Origin of the sequence: Halomonas sp. A3H3, assembly GCF_000982975.1 — a bacterium.
In the GTDB taxonomy this organism is placed as follows: domain Bacteria; phylum Pseudomonadota; class Gammaproteobacteria; order Pseudomonadales; family Halomonadaceae; genus Vreelandella; species Vreelandella titanicae.
Window position 1 is genome coordinate 3,419,616 of the sequence record NZ_HG423343.1, and the last position, 20,907, is coordinate 3,440,522.

At 55.9% G+C, this 20,907-nt stretch carries 18 protein-coding genes; 13 read left to right on the forward strand and 5 right to left on the reverse strand.

Annotated features, from left to right (window positions below; genetic code table 11):
• Positions 1-417 precede the first annotated feature (417 nt).
• The 7 genes from HALA3H3_RS15220 to HALA3H3_RS15250 all read left to right on the forward strand — a co-directional run bounded on the left by HALA3H3_RS15220 (position 418) and on the right by HALA3H3_RS15250 (position 9,460).
• Entirely contained in the window at positions 418-2,187 is a 1,770-nt protein-coding gene (locus HALA3H3_RS15220; protein WP_022522450.1) for an SLC13 family permease, read from the forward strand.
• Between the two features lie 90 nt (positions 2,188-2,277).
• Positions 2,278-2,943 (forward strand): alpha/beta hydrolase, encoded by a 666-nt coding sequence (locus tag HALA3H3_RS15225; RefSeq protein WP_022522451.1) that lies wholly within the window; start codon positions 2,278-2,280, stop codon positions 2,941-2,943.
• A gap of 40 nt (positions 2,944-2,983) precedes the next feature.
• Positions 2,984-3,682, forward strand: coding sequence for a hypothetical protein (locus tag HALA3H3_RS15230; RefSeq protein WP_022522452.1), 699 nt, complete (start codon positions 2,984-2,986; stop codon positions 3,680-3,682).
• Positions 3,679-5,169, forward strand: coding sequence for a complex I subunit 5 family protein (locus HALA3H3_RS15235; protein WP_022522453.1), 1,491 nt, complete (start codon positions 3,679-3,681; stop codon positions 5,167-5,169). The genes HALA3H3_RS15230 and HALA3H3_RS15235 overlap by 4 nt, the downstream gene beginning before the upstream one ends.
• A complete protein-coding gene (locus tag HALA3H3_RS15240; RefSeq protein WP_022522454.1) occupies positions 5,166-6,671 on the forward strand; it encodes a complex I subunit 5 family protein in 1,506 nt (501 codons plus the stop codon). The genes HALA3H3_RS15235 and HALA3H3_RS15240 overlap by 4 nt, the downstream gene beginning before the upstream one ends.
• Positions 6,668-8,440 (forward strand): complex I subunit 5 family protein, encoded by a 1,773-nt coding sequence (locus tag HALA3H3_RS15245; RefSeq protein WP_022522455.1) that lies wholly within the window; start codon positions 6,668-6,670, stop codon positions 8,438-8,440. Before HALA3H3_RS15240 ends, HALA3H3_RS15245 begins: the two co-directional genes overlap by 4 nt.
• A 36-nt stretch (positions 8,441-8,476) precedes the next feature.
• Positions 8,477-9,460 carry a YihY/virulence factor BrkB family protein gene (locus HALA3H3_RS15250; protein ID WP_022522456.1) on the forward strand — a complete coding sequence of 328 codons (984 nt, stop codon included), beginning with the start codon at positions 8,477-8,479 and terminating at the stop codon, positions 9,458-9,460.
• A 74-nt stretch (positions 9,461-9,534) separates the two neighbouring features.
• On the opposite strand, the gene HALA3H3_RS15255 is transcribed toward HALA3H3_RS15250, so the two are convergent.
• Both HALA3H3_RS15255 and HALA3H3_RS15260 read right to left on the reverse strand, forming a co-directional pair.
• Entirely contained in the window at positions 9,535-10,944 is a 1,410-nt protein-coding gene (locus HALA3H3_RS15255; protein WP_022522457.1) for a PhoH family protein, read from the reverse strand.
• A gap of 215 nt (positions 10,945-11,159) precedes the next feature.
• A complete protein-coding gene (locus HALA3H3_RS15260) occupies positions 11,160-12,029 on the reverse strand; it encodes a LysR family transcriptional regulator (RefSeq protein ID WP_009288327.1) in 870 nt (289 codons plus the stop codon).
• Positions 12,030-12,144: 115 nt separating this feature from the next.
• Between HALA3H3_RS15260 and HALA3H3_RS15265 the strand changes: the two genes are divergently transcribed.
• Positions 12,145-13,011, forward strand: a complete 867-nt coding sequence (locus HALA3H3_RS15265) for a cation diffusion facilitator family transporter (protein WP_022522458.1) — start codon at positions 12,145-12,147, stop codon at positions 13,009-13,011.
• A gap of 101 nt (positions 13,012-13,112) precedes the next feature.
• The gene (locus HALA3H3_RS15270; protein ID WP_022522459.1) at positions 13,113-13,385 is read left to right on the forward strand and encodes a hypothetical protein; all 273 of its coding nucleotides are present in this window, start codon (positions 13,113-13,115) and stop codon (positions 13,383-13,385) included.
• Positions 13,386-13,447: 62 nt separating this feature from the next.
• Here HALA3H3_RS15270 and HALA3H3_RS15275 read toward each other — a convergent pair whose 3' ends face one another.
• Positions 13,448-13,633, reverse strand: coding sequence for a DUF3008 family protein (locus HALA3H3_RS15275; protein WP_022522460.1), 186 nt, complete (start codon positions 13,631-13,633; stop codon positions 13,448-13,450).
• A gap of 378 nt (positions 13,634-14,011) precedes the next feature.
• On the opposite strand from HALA3H3_RS15275, the gene ybaK reads away from it, so the two are divergent.
• The 3 genes from ybaK (at position 14,012) to HALA3H3_RS15290 (ending at position 16,921) form a co-directional block, all read left to right on the forward strand.
• Positions 14,012-14,479 carry a Cys-tRNA(Pro) deacylase gene (gene ybaK, locus HALA3H3_RS15280; protein WP_022522462.1) on the forward strand — a complete coding sequence of 156 codons (468 nt, stop codon included), beginning with the start codon at positions 14,012-14,014 and terminating at the stop codon, positions 14,477-14,479.
• A 99-nt stretch (positions 14,480-14,578) separates the two neighbouring features.
• Complete coding sequence (dbpA, locus tag HALA3H3_RS15285; protein ID WP_022522463.1) at positions 14,579-16,012, forward strand: ATP-dependent RNA helicase DbpA; 1,434 nt, start codon at positions 14,579-14,581, stop codon at positions 16,010-16,012.
• A 33-nt stretch (positions 16,013-16,045) separates the two neighbouring features.
• A complete protein-coding gene (locus HALA3H3_RS15290; protein ID WP_022522464.1) occupies positions 16,046-16,921 on the forward strand; it encodes a PA4780 family RIO1-like protein kinase in 876 nt (291 codons plus the stop codon).
• 79 nt (positions 16,922-17,000) lie between these two features.
• On the opposite strand, the gene tkt is transcribed toward HALA3H3_RS15290, so the two are convergent.
• Both tkt and tal read right to left on the reverse strand, forming a co-directional pair.
• Positions 17,001-19,016, reverse strand: coding sequence for a transketolase (gene tkt, locus HALA3H3_RS15295; protein ID WP_022522465.1), 2,016 nt, complete (start codon positions 19,014-19,016; stop codon positions 17,001-17,003).
• Between the two features lie 39 nt (positions 19,017-19,055).
• The gene (gene tal, locus HALA3H3_RS15300) at positions 19,056-20,003 is read right to left on the reverse strand and encodes a transaldolase (protein WP_022522466.1); all 948 of its coding nucleotides are present in this window, start codon (positions 20,001-20,003) and stop codon (positions 19,056-19,058) included.
• A gap of 356 nt (positions 20,004-20,359) precedes the next feature.
• Between tal and HALA3H3_RS15305 the strand changes: the two genes are divergently transcribed.
• Positions 20,360-20,833, forward strand: coding sequence for an RpiB/LacA/LacB family sugar-phosphate isomerase (locus HALA3H3_RS15305; RefSeq protein ID WP_022522467.1), 474 nt, complete (start codon positions 20,360-20,362; stop codon positions 20,831-20,833).
• Positions 20,834-20,907 lie beyond the last annotated feature (74 nt).

A 20,907-nucleotide genomic window follows, 5' to 3' on the forward strand; every position in this document is an offset into this window, starting at 1 on the left:
GCGAGGGCTAGGCCTAGACGGGCACCGCGCCTGGAAATCGGCGGGGAACGGTCGAGGCCCCTGGTGGAATGCCGGGGCTTCGCACATGAATCAGGCCCTGCCGAGGAAATGGTTTTATGACCAGGGACTGATCTCGGTACTGGATACGGTAAGATGGCTTAAACGTTCTGCATGAACCGCCGTGGTACGGAACCGTATGCCCGGTGGTGTGAGAGGACAGGGGAGGCGACTCCCCTTCCTACTCGATTCTGTATAATTAAGGCAATCCTTATGCTTTCCTCACACCTCACACCTCACACCTCACACCTCACACCTAATATTCCATTTTGATCTTTAAATGTTTCTAAAAATAACTTTTTAGAATATGCGATTGGCTTCACAATACCGCCATGCTTATTTGTTAAGGATGTCGTGGTTATGTCGCTGGATGCTTGGATAGCGGTCGGGGTGGTGCTCACCATCTTCCCGTTGATGGCCTTTTCACGCCTGGGGCCGGACATTATCTTGTTGGGCGCGGTTATTGTGCTAATGACGCTGGGGGTGATTGATCCCCAGCAGGCGCTAGGGGGCTTCTCCAATAGCGGCCTGTTTACCGTGGCGTTTATGTATGTGCTGGTGGCCAGCATTCGTGAAACCGGCGGCATCGACCTGATCATTCGCTATGTGCTCAAACGGCCCAAGAGCGAGCGGGGCGCGCTGGTTCGCCTGTTGCTGCCGGTGGCTTCGCTTAGCGGCTTTGTCAATAATACCCCCGTCGTTGCTACCTATATTCCCGCGGTCCTGAGCTGGAGCCGTCGGCTACGTTTGTCTCCCCAGCGGTTGCTGATGCCGCTCAGCTTCGCATCTATCCTCGGCGGCACCATCACGCTCTTTGGTACCAGCACGAACTTGGTGGTGCACGGGCTATTGCTGGAGCGTTACCCAAAACTCGGTATGGGCCTGTTGGATTTGGCCTGGGTCGGTGTTCCCGTCGCCGTCGTAGGGCTTGGCTATCTTATTTTGCTCGGGCCGCGGTTGTTGCCTGCCAGGGAAGGGCTGGCCAATGCGTTTGCCAACCCACGCGAATTCACTATCGAAATGGAAGTCGACCCGTCAGGCGTGTTGGTGGATCGCACTGTCGAAGAGGCGGGACTACGCCACCTGCAGGAGTTGTTTCTGGTTGAGATTGAGCGCGCAGGCAACGTGGTTAGTGTTGTTGGGCCTGGCGAGCAGCTAAAAGGTGGCGATCGGCTGGTGTTTGCAGGTACCTCTGATGCGGCGGTGGAGTTGCAGCAAATTCGCGGCTTAATCCCTTCCCGTGATGGTACTTCCAGTTTGGAGAAAGAGTTTAAAGAGCGTCGATTGGTCGAAGCGGTGGTCTCAAATCAGTGCCAGTTTATTGGCCAGCGTATTCGCGATGGTCACTTTAGAACCCTTTATGGGGCAGCAGTGCTGGCGATCTGCCGTGGCGGTGAACGGGTTAAGGGTAATCTTGGCCAAGTGCGGCTGCAGCCTGCCGATGTGCTGCTGCTGGAGGCGCGGCCGCCTTTTATTGAGCGGCACCGCCAGTCGCGGGATTTTTTGCTGATTAGTGAGTTGAATGGCGCGGCGCGGCCGATCCATGAGAAAGCGCCGCTAGCGTGGGGAGTGCTGTTAGGCGCCGTGCTGCTCGCCGCCTTCGGGGTGCTGAGTATGCTCAACGCTGCCATGTTGGGGGCGGCATTGGCGCTACTCACGGGCTGCTGTTCGGTGGGCGCCGCCAAGCGTGGCTTGGATACCCAGGTGTTGCTCACCATTGCCGCGTCGTTTGGGGTGGGGGCCGCGCTGCAAAGCTCTGGTGCTGCCGAGGTAATGGCCGGCGGAGTGCTCACCTTAGTGGCCGGGAACCCTTTGCTACTGTTAGTAGGCACTTACTGCGTGGTGGCGCTACTCACCGAGCTGGTGACCAACAATGCAGCGGCAGTGATTATTTTTCCGGTGGTGATGAGCGCAGCCGAAAGCTTGGGCGCGAGCCCGATGCCCTATGTGGTGGCGGTAATGTTTGCCGCCTCAGCGAGCTTTCTAACCCCCATCGGCTACCAAACCAACCTGATGGTATATGGCCCGGGTGGTTACCGGGTGAGTGATTTTCTACGGTTGGGCGGTGGATTAAATATACTGACGGGTGCCATAGCGCTCGTTTTGATTCCCCTCGTGTGGCCCTTTTAAGCGTGGCGTGACCTTTTTAAGCATGCCATGGCTCGCTGTTAACGCGGGTTTGCGCTAGGGTGGCCCTTTTTGAATAAGGAATACGATGTCATGACTGCTCCTGGCGAACTGATTATTGAGCCGAAAGATGGTCAACCCGCCGATGCCTGTGTGTTTATTATTCACGGCTTAGGCGCGGATGGGCACGATTTTGAACCCTTGGTGCCCGCGTTAGCGCTGCCTAAAGATTCCCACGTACGCTTTATCATGCCCCATGCGCCACGGCTGCCGGTGACGATTAATGGCGGTATGGTGATGCCCGCTTGGTACGATATTTTGGCCATGGATTTGGGGCGTCGGGTCGATGAGATCCAGCTCAAGAAATCTGCTGAGCGAATCCAAACACTGATTCAAGAGCAGATCGACCAGGGTATCGATAGCCAACGTATTATTGTGGCGGGCTTTTCGCAGGGTGGTGCTGTTGCCTACCACGCCGCGCTGACTTTCCCAGCGCCGCTAGGGGGCTTATTGGCCATGTCGACCTACTTCGCGACCGCGGACAATATCGACCTGGCGGAAGCCAATCGTCAAATCCCTATAGAAGTGCAGCACGGTAACTTTGACCCCATTGTGCCTGAAAGCCTGGGTCGTAGCGGAGCCGACCGCTTGAAAGAGATGGGTTACGCGGTCAACTACCGTCAATACCCCATGGCCCATGCGCTCTGCCCCCAGCAAGTGAATGATATCGGCAAGTGGCTGAGTTCTCGCCTACACTAAGCGCCTATTCGTGACCGATGCAAGGATGTAGCGAAAACGAATGACAGCCTCCTTAGATGCAATAGAATCTTTTGACGCAATAGAAGTGCTGCTGGCGCTGTTCCTCACGGCATCAGCGCTAGTATGCCTGTTTGACCGCCACCTGGTGCGCGCCTGCTACTTTTTTGTGGCTTTTACGGCCGCAATGACTGCGGCCTGGTGGCAGCTCGGTGCCCCCTGGCTGGCGGCTGTCGAGCTGGTGCTAGGGGTAGGGTTAACCGGGCCCTGCTTTTTTTATGCCCTGGGCCATGTCTTACCCGGCGCTTCCTCACCTTTAGAGCGCGATAAATTCAGCGAGCCTTGGTCGCGGGTGGCGATGCGGGTGTTGTTGGCACTGGCTTGGTTTGTCATGGTCGGCGCCGCGATTCGCTATGTCGTCGCCGATATGGCGTATGCACCTTCAGAGCATCCGCTGCTTGTTGCTGGAGTAGTGATTGCCGCTACCGCCTTAGGGGCGTTTGCGCTACACCGTCATCTGCTGCGTCGGCTGCTGGCGTTTAATCTGCTCGGCTCGGCGGTATTTATACTACTGGCTGGCGTGGCAGGCACCTCGGCGACTGCTCAGGCGTTAATTAGTGTAGGGCTGCTAGTCGCCTGGCTGGGGTCAATGCTGGGTGCGCTGTTGATTCGGCAGCTTTTGCATATCGAAGGGGTCGAGGCTTTGGGGCGTGACGGTCGAACTGAAGAGGGCGCCACATGATTTGGCGCTTTGGCCTTTTCGATAGCACCTTTGAACCCCTTCTCCCTACCCACTGGGCGCTGTTAGTTGCGCTTGGCTTACCCCTGCTGCTGGGCATGCTGGCGGCACTATTCCCCCCTAAGCGGGCATGGCCCGTGGTGCTGGCGAGTGTTCCGGTGTTGGCTTCTGGGCTAATGCTGCTATCTGCTTACGATCAAGCGGGACTACTGCGCTGGCATTGGGACATAGCAGGCGTTCAGCTGTCGCTGCGCTTAAACGGGCTGAGCGCGCTGTTGCTATTAATGACTCAGATGATTGGCGTTGCGGCAGCGATCTATACGCCAGGGTATCTGCGCTTAAGCGAAACCGGGCCGTTGGCACGCTGGCTGTGGCCGCTGATGGGCGTAGTGCTGAGTGCGCTTTCGTTAATTTGGTTGGCCACTGACCTGTTGACCCTCTATGCCGGGCTGGAGCTGTTGGGCCTTGCGGCGGTCGGCATGCTGATGCTATCGGGCAAGGTAGCCGCGTTGGTGGCGGGAATGCGCTATTTGCTCTTGGCCCTGATGGGCTCGTTAACCTATTTACTCGGGGTCGCGCTGATTTTGGGCCACTGGGGGCGGTTGGATTTGCAGGGCTTGGCTGAGGTCGTCGAGCCTGGGCCGGTGGCGTGGTTTGCCGCCGCATTGATAGGCGCCGGGCTGGCCTTGAAAGCCGCGCTGTTTCCACTGCATGCCTGGCTGACTCCTGTCCACGAGAATGCCTGGACACCGGTGAGCGCGCTGCATGCGGCGCTGGTGATCAAGGCGTCGCTGTTTATATTGCTGCAGCTGTGGAGCATTCTGCTCCCCGATACGTTCTACGCCCCGCGTGTTATCGCTTGGTTAGGCATGCTGGCGATTGTATGGGGCGGGTTACTGGCGTGGCGTACCGATTCACTTAAAACCCTGGTCGCTTCTTCTACCGTAGGTCAGCTGGGTTACCTGATGGTGGCTTTTCCGCTACTACTGGGGCCGGATATTGCCCCGCTACCCCGCGCTTTGGCTTGGGAAGGGTTCTGGCTGCAGCTAATGGGCCATGCCTTTGCTAAAGCAGCCATGTTCATGGCTGCAGGTAACCTGATATTGGCCACCGGGGAGAGCACGCTCAAAGGCCTGGCCGGTACCAGCCGCCGTTTGCCGCTTTCACTATTAGTGTTTGGTATTGCCTCCATTACTTTGATGGGGCTGCCGCCCAGCTCTGGGTTTACCGCCAAGTGGCTGCTGCTACAAGCGATGGTGCTATCCCAGCAGTGGTGGGCGGTGGCCGCGCTATTAACTGGTACGCTATTAACCGCGGCCTATATATTTCGCCTGTTTCGCTACTGTTTTGATGAGACGGCCCCCCGCCATCGCTATCAACCCCTTGCGCCGGGCATGGATCTGATCGCCCTAACGCTTGCTCTAATTGCGTTCGCTCTAGGGCTATTGGCGCATTTCCCGCTGGAATTGATGCATGGAGGTAGCCCATGAATGCCGCCTGGTTACCGCTAACTGCTCTGGCCACTTCGCTATTGGTAGTGGTGATTATCTTTGCGTTGCCGGAAGATGCCCGCCGGCTGCGCACGACGATCAACCTTATGGCAGCGGTGGTTAAGATTATTCTGGTTATTCTTATGGTCAGGCGGGTCGCCGCGGGACATGAGGATATTTTTAGCTTTCAAGTGATCGGTGGCGTTGATTTTGTGCTGCGCAGCGATGCGCTGGGGGTGATGTTCGCCGGACTATCGTCACTACTGTGGTTATGCACCACCATCTACGCCATTGGCTACTTGGAAGGTTCAGCTAATCGGAAGCGCTTTTTTGGCTTTTTTAGCCTCTGCGTTGCGAGCACGATCGGTATTGCGCTGGCTGATAACCTGTTTACCTTCCTGATTTTCTACGAAATGTTGACGCTCTCCACCTACCCCTTGGTGGTTCACAACGGTACCCGGCAAGCACTCGATGCGGGACGTGTCTATTTGCGCTACACCTTAAGCGCCGGTGTGGTACTGCTGCTTGGCACCGTGTTGCTATATAGCCTAACCGGAGATCAGTCATTCTCCTCAGAAGAGGGGTTGGGCGACTATTTAAACGATCATCGCGGTTTGCTAACGCTAATATTCGCTCTGCTAGTGGGTGGGCTGGCGGTAAAAACGGCCATGGTACCGCTGCATGGGTGGCTACCCAGGGCGATGGTTGCCCCCGCGCCGGTGAGTGCGCTGCTACACGCGGTAGCAGTGGTGAAGGCGGGGGCTTTCGGGATTCTGCGGGTCGTTTACGACCTGTTTGGCATTGAACTTAGCGTGGAGCTCGGCGTTATTACCCTGCTAGCGGTAGCTGCCTCATTTACGATTATTTATGGTTCATTAAGAGCCATTGCCCAAGAGGAGCTCAAGCCCCGCCTAGCGTTCTCCACCGTCAGTCAGGTCTCCTATGTCATTCTCGGTATAGGCCTGTTTGGCCCTTTCGGCACCGTCGGTGCTTTAGCGCACTTGCTGCATCAGGGCCTAATGAAAGTCACGCTATTCTTCTGTGCGGGCAACTATGCCGAAGAGCTGGGGATTCATCGTATTGATGAAATGGACGGCGCCGGTAAACGTATGCCGTTGACCAGCATCGCGTTTACTATCGGCGCGTTTGGCATGATTGGCCTTCCGCCCGTGGCGGGGTTTATTACCAAGTGGTACCTCGGCGTTGGCGCGATTCAGGCCGAGATGTATTGGGTTGTCGCCGTGCTAGTGGCGAGCAGTACCCTCAATGCTATGTACTTTTTGCCCATTGTGCACCGCTTATGGTTCCGTTCAGGGCCTGCCCATGGCAAAGGCAGTTGGCCCAAAGAGCAGCGTCTAGGCCGTTTTGAAACTCATAGTTGGCTGCTGTTACCGATGGTGTTTACCGCCTTGGTGAGTTTGGGGGCCGGGCTGTTTGCCGGGCTCCCCTTTAGCCCCTTGGATTGGGCGGCTCGGGTAGCCAACGGGGAGTATCTGCCATGATGACCATGCTGCTTGCCCTGGCGCTACTTTGGCCGCTGGTCGTCATTGGCTGGACGCTATGGAGCGCCTACCGCGCTCCGGCTGCTTATCAGAGCTATTTTTCAGCACTATGGCTAAGCGCCGCTTGGCCAGCGCTGCTGCTAGCCTACGGCGGTGAAGCGCAGTGGACGATGGATGCCTGGATGCTGGGCGGTGAATGGGCGCTTAACTCGTTAAGCCGCCCCTGGCTTGCGTTTACCGCGCTGCTCTGGGGGGTGGCAGCCATCCACGCGAGGGGCTATTTTGCGACGGAACAGGCGAAGGCCCAGGAGGGGGATCAGGATACTCAGCGACGCCTGTTGCGCTTAGCGCTGCTTTGGCCGCTGACACTGCTGGGCAACGTACTACTGATTATTGCCCAGGATATCGCCAGTTTTTATCTAGGCTTTGCGCTGATGACCTTCGCCGCCTACGCACTGGTAGTGCATAGCGGTACCGCAGAGGCGCGGCTGGGGGCCAAGGTCTATTTGATGTTAGCCGTGGTGGGTGAAGGGCTTATTATAGGCGGCTTTCTATGGGCAGCCGGTGAAGCTGACACATTAACGTTGCAAGGCCTGCGTGAAGGCATTTTAGTCGCAGAGCAAGGCGCATGGATGGCCGCCTTGTTGTGCTTGGGCTTTGGCGTGAAAGCAGGGGCTATTGGCTTACACGTATGGCTACCGTTAGCTCACCCGGTGGCACCGGCCCCTGCCAGCGCGGTGCTTAGCGGAGCGATGATTAAAGCAGGGCTGCTGGGCTGGATTAGTGTGCTGCCGTTAGGTGATGAGCAGATTTCAGCTTCCTTAGCCCAGTTTGGCAACATCATGTTAATGGCAGGGCTGGCGGCAGCGTTTGGCGCCGCGCTGTATGGCGTTTTTCAGCGTCATCCTAAAGCTGTTTTAGCCTACTCCAGTATCAGCCAGATGGGCATGATGACTGCTTTGGTGGCCATGGGATTAGTCGCGCCAGAGGTGTGGCCGTTGCTGTGGCCAGGCTTGGTGCTGTTTGCTGCCCACCACGCGCTGGCCAAAGGCTCACTGTTTATGGGCACCAGTATCAGTGAGCATCTACCCCGGTGGCCGCTGCCGTTGGTCTGGGGTTTGCTGGCACTGCCGGGTATCTCGCTGGCGGGTGCCATTGGGGCGGGCATGATCAGCAAGTGGGGGGTGAAGAGTCCACTCTACGAAATGCACCATGAATCGTTAATCAAACTGCTCAGCTGGGCGGCTGTTGGCACGGCGGCTCTGGTAAGCGTTGCTTTATGGCGTCAGTGGCAGCAGCACCATAAAGGAGGCAGTAACCGAGAGCAGTGGGGCGCCTGGTTAGTTGCCATAGCGGCAGCGCTGTTAACGCCATTTTGGCTTCCCCTCCCTGCGGGGAGTATCGAGATGCCGCCGCTTAAAGAGTGGTTGGGGATTATGTGGCCATTCCCGGTGGGGGTACTTTTCGCTGCGGTGGGCTGGCTATTAACACGCCCGCTTAAGGGTAAATCCCTCCCCGCGGGAGATCTATGGTGGCTCTATGCGGGGATGGTCGGCGCTGCATTGGTGCCAATACGGCGGCTTGGGCACTACTGCGCCAAGCTTAAAGCGACGAGTGTGGCAAGCGCACAAAAAACTGAAGAGATATTAATGGGCCATTTAACTCGCCTGTTGTCGACGGAGTCCTGGTTGCGTCACCATGTCAGTGGGCTGATGATGTTGCTTGCCGTGCTGCTTGCGGCGCTAATGATGTGGGAAGGTCAGCGATGAGACGACTGTGTGGACTGTACTTGTCAGGAGCCTGCTATGGGTAAGCTCCCTCGCGGTCGCCGCGAGCAGGTACCTGGTGATATACCCCAACGGGGGTGGCACGATATTGCCTGGCGGGTAGTGCGCGCCGCGCGCCGTAACCGCCTTACTATGCTGGCCGCCGGTGTGGCTTTCTACGCCTTACTGGCGCTGTTCCCCACCATTGCGGCGGTCATTTCACTCTGGGGATTACTGTTTGACCCTTATGAAGCTGGCCAGCAGCTGTACGAAATCAGTCGTTTTATGCCACCGGATGCTGCCGAATTAATCGATAAGCAGGCCCAGCAGGTAGTTGAGAGTGCGGAGTCAGGTAGCTTTCTGGGTGCTCTAGCCGGGTTGCTGATTGCCATGTTTATCGCTTCCAAAGGGGTGGCGGTATTAGTCATAGGACTGAACGTGGTGTACGGCGAAAGCGAAAAACGCAGCCTGTTACACCGCAGTACGGTATTGGTATCACTGACCTTTGGCTTGATTTTTATGACCCTGGTGTCGCTGGCTTTCATTGCCATCGTGCCGGTGGTCGTCAACGCCCTGGCGATTGACCCACCGCTGAATAAGATCCTGCAGTGGCTGCGCTGGCCCGCATTATTGTTCATGATGAGTATGCTGATTGCGCTGCTGTACCGCTACGCGCCTTATCGGCGTTCGGCCCAGTGGAGTTGGTTAAGTTATGGGACGCTGCTGGCAACGGGGATGTGGCTGTTAGGTTCCGGTGGGCTTTCGCTCTACGTGCGCTATTTCTCTACCTTTAGCGAGCTTTATGGCTCACTGGGGGCAGTGGTGGCGCTAATGCTATGGTTTTGGCTCTCTGCCTTTGTGGTGCTGTTTGGTGCGGAAGTCAACTGTGAGATGGAGCGGCAAACCTTCACTGACACCACCATTGGCGAGGCGCGCCCGTTAGGTGAACGCGAGGCGTTTGCCGCGGATACCATTGGTGCCCCCCGGCCGTGGAAGGACATTGAGGAGAGTAACGATACCTGAGGGTGTGGAGAAGCACCTCCCACCAGCGGTGGGAGGCAGTTGGTTTTAAAAAAAGCAGGTTTAAAGAAGAAAGCTTAAAGCAGTTCTTCCGCCGCCAGGGCCAGGCGCGAGCGTTCAACACTTTTCAGCGTAATATGCCCGGCATGGGGCCAATCACGGAAGCGCTCCACCACTGCGGCCATGCCGCAGGTGTTGGCGGTAAGGTAGGGGGTGTCAATCTGCCCGACATTGCCCAGGCAGACGATTTTGGTATTGCGCCCCGCCCGTGTTACTAGCGATTTAAGCTGTTTGGGGGTGAAGTTTTGCGCCTCATCAATGATTAAAAAGGTGTCGTTTAGGGTACGACCGCGCATAAAGCTCGGCGAGCGGATTTGTACCCGTGAACCAATCAACTGCCGCGTGGCGCCGTTATCCCAACTGGTTTCTCCCTCCTCGTTGCGCAGCAGGTTATCCATATTGTCGTGGAAGGCACCCATCCACGGTGACATCTTCTCCTCCTCGGTGCCGGGTAGAAAGCCAATGTCTTCCCCCATGGGGATCGGCGCGCGGGTAAACACAATACGCTCAAACAGCTTGGCATCCAGGGTTTGCTGAAAGGCGGCGGCCAGGGTCATAAAAGTTTTACCCGTACCGGCATTACCCGCAATGGTAACCAGATCAATATCGGGATCCATGAGTAGATTTAATGTGAAGTTTTGCCGACTGTCGTGGGCGTGAACGCCCCAAACGCCCGCGTGGTGGCGATAGTTCGTCAGCAATTGCAGGCGCGCCGAAGAGGGCCCCAGTTCACGAACGATTGCTTCGAACTCCGCTCCGTTTTCGCTATCCGAGACCAGCATGCCCACGTGCCAGTGGCGGGGCATAGTGCCGGTGAGTTGGTAGAAAGTGTGGTGATCGAGTCGTTCCACTGTGACATCAACATTCAACGCTTCCCACAGTGAAGCGCCATGCTGGCCAGCGGAGGCGTAGACCTGGGCGCCCTCAATCATGGCGTCGCTGTCGGAGAAGGCGCGATCGTTGAGGTAATCCTCAACGGGCACTTTCAGCGCGGCGGCTTTAACGCGGAGGTTGATATCTTTGGTAATCAGGATGACCGAGGCGTCGGGGCGTTCTTCGCGAAGGCGGCAGGTCTCTGCCAGTATGCGGTTATCGGGGCTATCGTCGAGGGCGTCAAAGAGCTTTAAATCGTTGTAGCATAAAAAGTGCAGGCGTCCTGTGTCGCCGCTGATACGGGGAATCGGGATACCGCGTTGGATCTCATCAAAGGTGACTTGGCTGGTAAGGTCGGAGAGCGTACGGCTGATTTGGCGAGCCGTGCGGGCAATTTCACGTACACCATTTTTGTGCTTATCAAGTTCCTCCAGGACGGTCATGGGGATAACAACGTCGTGCTCATCGAAGTGGTAGAGCGCGGTGGGGTCATGAATGAGGACATTGGTGTCCAACACATACAGCCGAGTGGCTTTCTTATCGAGTCGTACCATCGTTGGAATCACTCCTTGGTTGACGGCAACATCGACACTGGCAGGTGCGTATTACGCCCAGATGACACTTGCCAGTGTTCCTCACGTGGCGTGTCCTGGCGGCTCCTTATTTAGCTCTTTGTAATAGCGTGGAAGGCTTTGGTGTTTTTTTCCATAAAAAGATTTCAACGATATGTCAGCAAGTCCTGAGTGTTAGCCTGGTATTCGCCCAGGGCTCAGTTCTGGGAAGCTAAGAAGTGCGCCACTTTGTTTAACAAGGCGGTGGCCACCACGCCGCGGTTATCGCTCTCCACATAGCGGTAATAGTGGCTGTCTAGCACTAGATCGTGATTTAGCGTGCAGAGCGTGCCTGCCTCTAGGGCGCCTTTAACCAGCGGGTAAGGCAGCAGCGCCCAGCCGGTCGCGTTGATGACGGCATCGCGGATCACCTCAAACATGGTTAAACCCAGATAATTACCTGAAAACAGCGCCTCGCTGATCAGCTTGTCATCCTGTACGTAGGTCAAACACACTTGGGTGTACTGGGCCAAGTCGTCGCGGTTAACGCTAGGGAGGCGACTTAAAGGGTGATGGGGCGCTGCCACTAAACGCATGCTGACGGGAGCAAGGTTGGCCGCGTTGGTATCAATGCCTTCAGCGGTATACAGACCGAAGGCAATATCCACCGTTTGGCGCTGCACAAACTGGGTGTGTTCCTGGGGTGGCACTAGGTACACTGAAATCGCGGTTAGCGGAAACTGCTGTTTTAAATCATGCATTACCTGACGCCAAAACACCTCGGGCAGGGCGTCATCACGGGCGATGCCGAGTTGGCTTTCAACGCCCTGCAAATGCTGGTGGCAGTGTTTTTTGATTCGGCTTGCGCTGGTCAGCAGGCGGTAGCAGTCAGGAAGCACGCTATCGCCCACGGCGGTGAGCGTTAGGCTATTGCCCGAACGCTCAAATAGCGCCACACCCAGGCTATCCTCAAGCGCATTGACGGCGGCACTCAGTGTGCTCCGTTTAAGGCCGGTATGTCTTGCTGCTGCGGCAAAGGAGCCATGCTCGGTGACATCAATAAAGGCCTGTACCTGTTCTGCACGCATAGTCGCCTCGTTTAACGCCTTGAGCGCCAGTTAACTTGGCGCTGAGCGATTCGTGATTGTCATAACTCTTCTCTATTATGGCGCATAATTCGCTTAAAGTGATGGAGTTATCCGCGTGACCCCCTTTGTTGCCGAGCGCCGTGCGCTAAGATTTTCAGCCATTTCAGCCAGCCTATTTGCGTTTACCGGGCTTACGCTAGGGCTAACCAGCAGTTCTATAACGATTCTTTTTGACAGCGGCTACTCGCTGCTGAGCCTTGTGCTGGCATCGTTGTCTCTGTTTGCACTTCAGCAGGCGCGTAAACCTGCGGATGAACACTACCCCTTTGGGCGGCTGACGGTAGAGCCGCTTGCAGTGCTGCTCAAAGGCGTAGTGATCGCGATGGTGTGTATCGTGTCATTGGTCTCCGCGCTATGGAGCCTGCTCGATGGTGGGCGGTTGGTCACGCTGGATTTGGCGCTGATGTTTGGCGTGGTCAACGTCACGGGTTGTTTATTAACTTGGTGGTGGCTGGCGCGCTACGCCGGTGTAGCGCGCTCTTCGCTGTTGACCGCCGAGCTACGTCAGTGGCAGATGGATACCTGGCTAAGTGCCGCTGTCATGTTGGGGTTTGGGCTTACCTGGCTGTTAACCCAGTCGCCATGGGCCAGCTACGCGCGCTTTGCCGACCCGGTGATGGTGCTGATCATTGCAGGCTACTTCTTGCCCATGCCGGTTCGCATGGTGAAGGGAGCACTGCGTGAGCTGATGTTTGGCGGTTCATGCAGCAGCGTGCGACGTGATGTGGTGGAGGATATAGCTGACTTTGATGTCACTGCCGACGATGTGCGTCTGGCCCAGGTGGGCAGCTTTTTAATGGTCGATATCCAGCTCGACAAGCAGCAGTTCGACGACGCTCAAGAGATAGTGGAGAGTGTAGAGAAGCGCTGTAAACGGCTAAACCTGCGCCCTATTACCAGTCTTACCTTAGTCGCTGGCTGAGAAGGGTGAAAAAAGATTGACGTTCTGTTACAGGCAGTGCTATTTAGCGCTACCGACAATAGGTGTCGGCTTAATAGTGCTACGTTGAGGGTTGTAAAAACATGCCACTGCGCCGCTGTTTACCCGTACTGCTACTGACCGCACTGGTCGCTGGCTGTGCAAGTTCTACCATTGCGCCAAGTTATACCACCGACAATCCTGATGTTATGCGGATTGGCGGTGAGCGCCCGGCTAATCGCGATGCGAGCGTTGAAAGCGCTGGATCGTTCTGCCTGGAAACCGCCGAACGCTGGAATGAGCATGGCCGTACGCCGGATGGCCAAACGCTATGGGCAAAAGACACCCTGCGTAAAGTGGTGCCTTGCAAGCAGTAGTCGTTAGCAAAACCAAAACCGCCAGCTTCGATAAGCTGGCGGTTTTATATCAAAGAGGATAGTTAATCCTGTTTCTTTTCCGGTTTGCCTTTGCGCTGTGTACTCGCGAAATCTTCTAGCTCCTCCTCGCTCATGGAGTCATACATCTCTTTAGACGAACCATAAAGTTCACTGGGCTTGGTTTCTCCGCGCTTAGCGGATAGTGCCGCGCCCGCCGCTTTCTGTTGCGCCTTGGAGGTTGCTGGCATTGTTGAACTCCTTTCATTTAGCTTCCGTTTACCTACTGCACTATTGAGCATTGCATCTTTAAGCATAGTCACTGGTGCTCAGCTTTCCATTCATAGCGTACTAGGCTTTGTACGAAAACTGACTGCGCTCGACAATACTGCGTTAAAAGTCGCCTCGTGCGCGAGTCCGATCGAAATGCTCATTTACACTCCGTAAACTCCGCTTTCTCGTTGATTTTTGCCTTGTCTAGTCTTCGCTCGCCGACTTTTCGTACAAACCCTAACATTCATGCCCAGCCACCGGTTGACTTCCATTTGCCTGTCGCGCTATTAACCTATCGGGCGAAGTGTGCCATTCAGTAAAATCATCGTATCAACGCTATTAATGAAGAGAACGCCATGACACCGGCTATCAATAGTGCAAAACACGCAGGCATTGCCTTTCAAATCCATGAGTACGATCACGACGCCACCGCGCACTCCTATGGATTGGAGGCGGCGGAAAAACTGGGCGTCGCGGTGGAGCAGGTTTTTAAAACCTTAGTGGTCAAGCTGGATGGCAAACAGCTGGCGGTAGGCATTGTGCCGGTGAATGGCCAACTAGGGTTAAAGCAGATCGCTAAAGCCGCCGGCGCAAAGAAAGCGACCATGGCGGAACCGTCGGAAGTAGAGCGCACAACCGGTTATGTGCTGGGCGGTGTTAGCCCGCTGGGTCAGAAAAAGCGCTTGGCCACTTTTATTGATCACTCTGCCGAAAGCTTTGCCAGTATCTATGTAAGCGCCGGGCGTCGTGGACTTGAAATCGAGCTGGCCCCGGGGGATTTAGCCACGCTGAGTCAGGCTACCTTTGTGCCCCTGGCAACCTGATGTCACTGTGATGGCGGCGCAGCCCCGGGCACTTTCTGGTATGGTGCGGTAATATTTGCGCGTGTAGTTTGTCTTTTAGGCTGCGTGTGCTGTTTTCCGATGGCCATCTACCTGTGGCCCAAGCAAGGTAATATCGTGTCTGACTCCTCTTTCTCCTCGTTAGCGTTGCCAAAAGCTCTGCTGAGCAACCTTGCGTCCCTTGGCTATCACGAAATGTCGCCGGTGCAGGCGGAAAGCCTGCCGCCGATGCTGGCCGGGCGCGATGTGCTGGCGCAGGCGAAAACTGGCTCAGGCAAAACGGCGGCGTTTGGTTTGGCACTGCTGGCTAAATTGAAAGTAGACAGCTTTGCGGTGCAAGGCCTGGTGCTGTGCCCCACCCGGGAGCTCGCTGACCAGGTGGCTGAAGAGCTGCGCCGTTTAGCCCGCGGCATGGCCAATGTAAAAATACTGACTCTCTGCGGCGGTGCACCCTTTGGCCCGCAGCTCGGCTCTTTAGAGCACGGCGCGCACATTGTCGTAGGCACACCAGGGCGTATTGACGAGCACTTGCGCAAAGGCTCGCTCACTCTGGAATCCCTCGCGATGCTGGTGTTAGATGAAGCGGATCGCATGCTGGATATGGGCTTCCAGGCAACCATTGATGACATCATTGCCGAGACCCCAACTGACCGTCAAACGCTGCTGTTCAGCGCGACCTTCCCTGACGAGCAGACATCGGGCGGTCTAACCGAGATGACCCGTGGCGTCATGCGTGAACCGGTGATGGTGAAAATCGCCGAGGTGCACGACGCCACGACGATTCAACAGCACTTTTACAGTGTCGCCAATGAAGAGGCGCGATTTGACGCCCTGCGCCAACTGCTGCTGGTCTATCGGCCCGCGACCAGCGTGGTATTCTGCAACACTAAACGCGAAACCCAGGCAGTGGCTGAGCAACTGACCGATGCTGGTTTTAGCGCCGTGGCGCTCAATGGCGATTTAGAGCAGAAGGATCGTGATCGCATTCTGATTCTGTTCTCTAACCAGAGCGCGTCTATTCTGGTGGCCACGGACGTTGCCGCCCGCGGCCTTGATATTGCCCAGCTGGACGCCGTGTTTAACTACCAAATTGCCCGCGAGCTTGATGTTCACGTGCACCGGGTAGGTCGCACCGGTCGTGCCGGGGCCAGTGGCATTGCCTGTACGCTGGTAACCCCTAAAGAGAGTTACCGGCTGGAGCGACTGGAAGGGTTGCTGGAGCAGGCGATTAAAACTGAGCCCTTGCCTAAACCGAAGCACTCGGTGCCGTTCGAGCCGCTAATGGCGACATTGCAGTTAGCCGGTGGCAAAAAAGACAAGCTGCGCCCCGGCGATATTCTTGGCGCACTGACCAGTGAAGGCGGCTTGCGCGGCGATCAAGTGGGTAAAATTAAAGTGCTCGCCCGCAGCGCCTATGTGGCCGTTGAGCGCGATGTGATTCAGCAGGCTCAGGCCAAACTCGAGCGTGATAAATTAAAAGGGCGGGCTTTCCGTGTTCGCCGTATCCGTTATTGAACGCGTACCAAAGAGGAGCCGACGCAGCTAACCATGAAAATCCCTAAGCGATTACAACCCCTGGTCGATGATGGAATGATCGACGAGGTGTTGGTGCAGTTAATGAGTGGCAAGGAAGCGCAGGTCTACGTGGTGCGCTGCGGTGAAGAAGTGCGCTGTGCCAAGGTATTTAAGGAGGCCAAACAGCGTAGCTTTAAACAGGCCGTTCAATATCAAGAGGGGCGTAAAGAGCGCAATAGCCGCCGTTCACGGGCGATGGCTAAAAAAACCCGTTACGGTCAGAAAGAGCAGGAGCAGGCGTGGCTGAATGCCGAAGTCGACGCGCTCTACCGTCTTGCCTCGGCGGGTGTGCGGGTACCTGAGCCTCATGGCTTTGTGGACGGCGTACTGTTGATGGAGATGATCAGCGACGCCGAAGGCAACGTCGCGCCGCGCTTGGACGAAGTCACGCTTACCCCAGAGCAGGCCGAGACCTACTACGCCAAGGTTATTCAAGACGTGGTTAATATGCTGTGCGCGGGCCTGATTCACGGCGATTTGTCGGAATTTAACGTGCTGGTCGATGCCTCTGGCCCGGTGATTATCGATCTGCCCCAGGCCGTTGACGCTGCCGGTAATAACAGCGCGGCCGCGATGCTGTATCGCGATGTGGATAACATGCGCAATTACTTCGGCCAGTTCGCGCCAGAGCTTCTGAATACCGAATATGGCAGAGAGATGTGGGCGCTGTATGAAACCGGTGAACTGCATCCGGATAGCAAGCTCACCGGCCACTTCGATGCCGATACCCATATTGCTAACGTCGATGAGTTGATGGAAGTCATCGACGATGCCAAAGAGGAAGAGGCGGAACGCCAGGCGCGTATGCGCGACGATGATGACGACGGCGAGATTCCGCAGCCTTACTGAACAGCCTCAATAAAGCTGGCTCCTCTCGTTTTACAGCAAAGTGAGGAGCCAGGTTCGAGCTTTTGCCTGCTTTTAAGATTTAACCCAGTAGTTCATTCGCTTGCTTGGCCACATTGTCGACGGTAAAGCCGAAGTGCTTGAACAGATCCCCCGCCGGGGCGGATTCGCCGTAGGTGGTCATGCCGATCACGCGGCCGTCAAGACCCACATACTTGTACCAGTAGTCGGCATGGGCGGCTTCGATGGCGATACGCTTGGTGACCGCCTTAGGCAGTACGCTCTCACGGTACTCGGCGTCCTGGCCGTTAAAGCGATAGGCCGAAGGCATGGAGACCACGCGTACCGCTTTGCCCTGCTGCTCGAGCTTGGCGGCGGCGTCCATGGCCAGGCCGACTTCAGAACCGGTGGCAATCAGAATCAACTCCGGCTTTTTGGGCGTGCCTTCGCTATCTTTCAGAACCGGGTCTTTAAGAACATAAGCCCCGTTTTGAATCGCTGCCAACTGCGCCTTCGTGCGCTGCTGGTGAGGCAGGTTCTGGCGTGACAGTACGAGCGCCGTGGGGCCGGAGTGACGCTTAATCGCCGCATCCCAGGCGGCGGCGGTTTCCACCGCATCACAGGGGCGCCAGGTGTTTAGATTCGGCGTGGTGCGCAGGCTGGTGAGCTGCTCAATGGGCTGGTGAGTCGGGCCATCTTCACCCAGGCCGATGGAGTCGTGGGTAAACACGTAAATCACCTGCTGGCCCATCAGCGACGCCATGCGAATCGAGTTACGCATGTACTCCATAAAGATCAGGAAGGTTGCACCGTAAGGTACCAGACCGCCGTGCAGGGCGATGCCGTTCATGACCGCCCCCATGCCAAACTCACGGACACCGTAGTGCAGGTAGTTGCCGCTGGCGTCTTCCGGGGTGATCGCTTTGGCGCCTTTCCAGAAGGTCAGGTTAGACGGCGCCAGGTCGGCACTGCCGCCCAGCATTTCCGGCATTTGCGGGCCGATCACATTGAGTGCTTCAAACGAGGCTTTGCGTGACGCAATGGTCTCGCCGCGCTCTTGGGCCTGCTCGATCAAGGCTTCGGTGGGCAGTTCCGCGGGCAACTGACGTTTCATCCGGCGGGTGAACTCCCGCGCTTCTGTGGGGAAGGCTTCCGCGTAGCGGGCAAACCGCGCGTCCCACGCCTGCTGAGCCGCTTTGCCCGCTGCACGGGCATCCCAGGCGGAGTAGATCGGCTCGGGAATATGGAAGGGCGCATGGGGCCAGTCGAGCTGAGTGCGCGCCAGAGCCACTTCGTCATCGCCTAAGGGGGCGCCGTGGGCGTCTTCCTTGCCCTGCTTGTTGGGGGCACCAAAGCCAATGATGGTCTTGCAGATAATCAGGCTCGGCTTATCGTCGTGGCTCTTGGCCAGCTCAATAGCGGCTTTAACCTCTTCAGGCTTGTGGCCATCCACATTGGGCACCACGTGCCAGCCGTAAGCTTCAAAACGCTTGGCGGTATCGTCGGTGAACCAGCCTTCCACTTCGCCATCGATAGAGATGCCGTTGTCGTCATAAAGGGCGATCAATTTACCCAACTGCTGGGTACCGGCCAGCGAGGCCGCTTCGTGGGAGATACCTTCCATTAAGCAGCCGTCACCCAGGAAACACCAGGTGTGGTGATCGACGATGGTGTGACCGGGACGGTTAAACTGCGCCGCCAGGTTTTTTTCCGCGATGGCAAAACCCACGGCGTTAGCAAAGCCCTGACCCAGCGGGCCAGTGGTGGTCTCAATGCCCGGCGCGTAGCCGAATTCCGGGTGTCCGGCAGTAGGCGAGTGCAACTGGCGGAAATTCTGCAGCTGTTCCAGGCTCAGCTCGTAGCCGCTGAGGTGGAGCAGCGAGTAAAGCAGCATGGAGCCGTGGCCATTGGAGAGCACAAAGCGGTCACGATCGGCCCACTTGGGGTCTTCGGGGTTGTGCTTGAGGTAGTCATTCCATAGCACCTCGGCGATATCAGCCATACCCATGGGGGCGCCCGGGTGGCCGGATTTGGCCTTCTGAACGGCATCCATGGACAGGGCGCGAATGGCATTGGCCAGCTCAAAACGGTTATTCATAGCAGTGATACCTTAGTTGTTATATTGAGTAGCGTGTCGTTAGGCGCGAGCAGTCAAGCGTTGAGCAATCAGCGACTCTAATGTTTGTTGGTCGCTGGCGAAGCGTCGGATCCCGTCAGCCAGCATCTCGTTGGCCATTGCATCTTGGTTATGCTGCCAACGAAAGCCAGCTTCTGATAGCGGTGTGAATGCTTTACGAGTGACGGTTTTCTGCTGGATTTTTGAGGCCACCTCTCCTTCCATGCTATCAAGCTGTTCTAGCAGTGCGGGAGAGATGGTTAGGCGATGGCAGCCCGCCAACGCTAATACTTGATCGGTGGTACGAAAACTTGCCCCCATGACGACAGTGTCATAATGACCAGCGGCAGCCCTCTCGCAAATCCCCTTTACAAATAGCACGCCAGGGTCTTCTTCTGGTGTGAACTGTTCACCTGTTGTCTTTTGGTACCAATCGCTAACGCGGCCAACGAAGGGCGATATCAGGTACACCCCTGCATCAAAGCAGGCCTGGGCCTGGGCATCGCTGAACAAGAGCGTTAAGTTGCAGTTGATGCCTTCACGCTCTAATTGCTGAGCCGCACGGATCCCTTCCCAGGTAGACGCGAGCTTGATCAGCACACGGCTGCGGTTAATACCCATTTTTTCGTAGCGCTCAATCAGTTCGTAGGCCTTGTGAATACTGGCTTGGGTATTAAAAGAGAGGTGTGCGGACACTTCTGTCGATATTCGTCCAGGTACCACATTGGCAATTTGCCCGCCAATCGCAACCGAAAGTTGGTCAACTATTCGGCTCAGGTCGCTCTCATCACGACATAATTCAGCAAGCACCTTGTCGATCAACTCTTGATAACGAGGCAGTTCGAAGGCCTTGAGAATCAATGAGGGGTTAGTGGTAGCGTCCTGCGGTTGATAGCGCTTTATGGCATCCAAGTCGCCCGTGTCGGCCACGACCAGTGAGTGTTCGCGTAATCCATCCAGAAGCGACATTGCCTACTCTCCTTAAAAATGAACATGCTGTGTTCAAATGATTGTCCATTTAGACCGATTTAGTCAAATCAGCGTGCCACTGAAATCGATTTTAAGGTCATTGAACAAAAGTATAGTGCTTGGTAGATAATGCTTTATATCCATATAATTCTTTTATTATCAATATATTATTGATTGTTTCTTGGTTTTTATCCTGAATCCTCCAAAAAAATACAACTAGATCTTATGATCGGTGTGTTTACAAATGCTCGGTTAGTGATAGATTGAATAGCGTCAGTAGACGGCTGGCAACTGCGTGGTGGTTTTCATCGTTGTTAGTCGTCCGCGTTTCTATTTCCTAGAAAGGGAGAGCATGAATGTCTAGTGCGACGTCTTCTCTCAGAGTCGCCATTGGCGGTGATGAGGCCGCTTACGACTTGAAAGAGATTCTCATTGGTTATATCCGAGAGTTAGGCTACGAGGTTGAAGATTTTGGCACTTTTAATGCCCAGCCGGTGCTGTACCCCGATGTTGCCTTTGAGGTGGCTACGGCGATTAAGGAGGGGCGCTTCGATCGTGCAGTACTGGTATGCGGCACGGGAATCGGAGTGGCTATTTCTGCCAATAAGGTGCCCGGTATCCGCGCTGCGCAGGCGCACGATACTTACTCAGCAGCAAAGGCGCGCACCAGTAATAATGCACAGATTGTCACGCTGGGATCCAGAGTGATTGGGCCAGAGTTGGCTAAATCAATAGTGGCAACCTTTTTGGGCAGCAACTTTTCGGGTGGAAATTCCGAATTAAAAATAGCAAAGATTGACGAATATGAGTCTCGATTGAATACTCCGTAACCGTGGTATCGCTCATATTCGTCGACGCTGATTAATAACAACAGCATGCAAGCTGTGATCACGCAGTTTGGCCT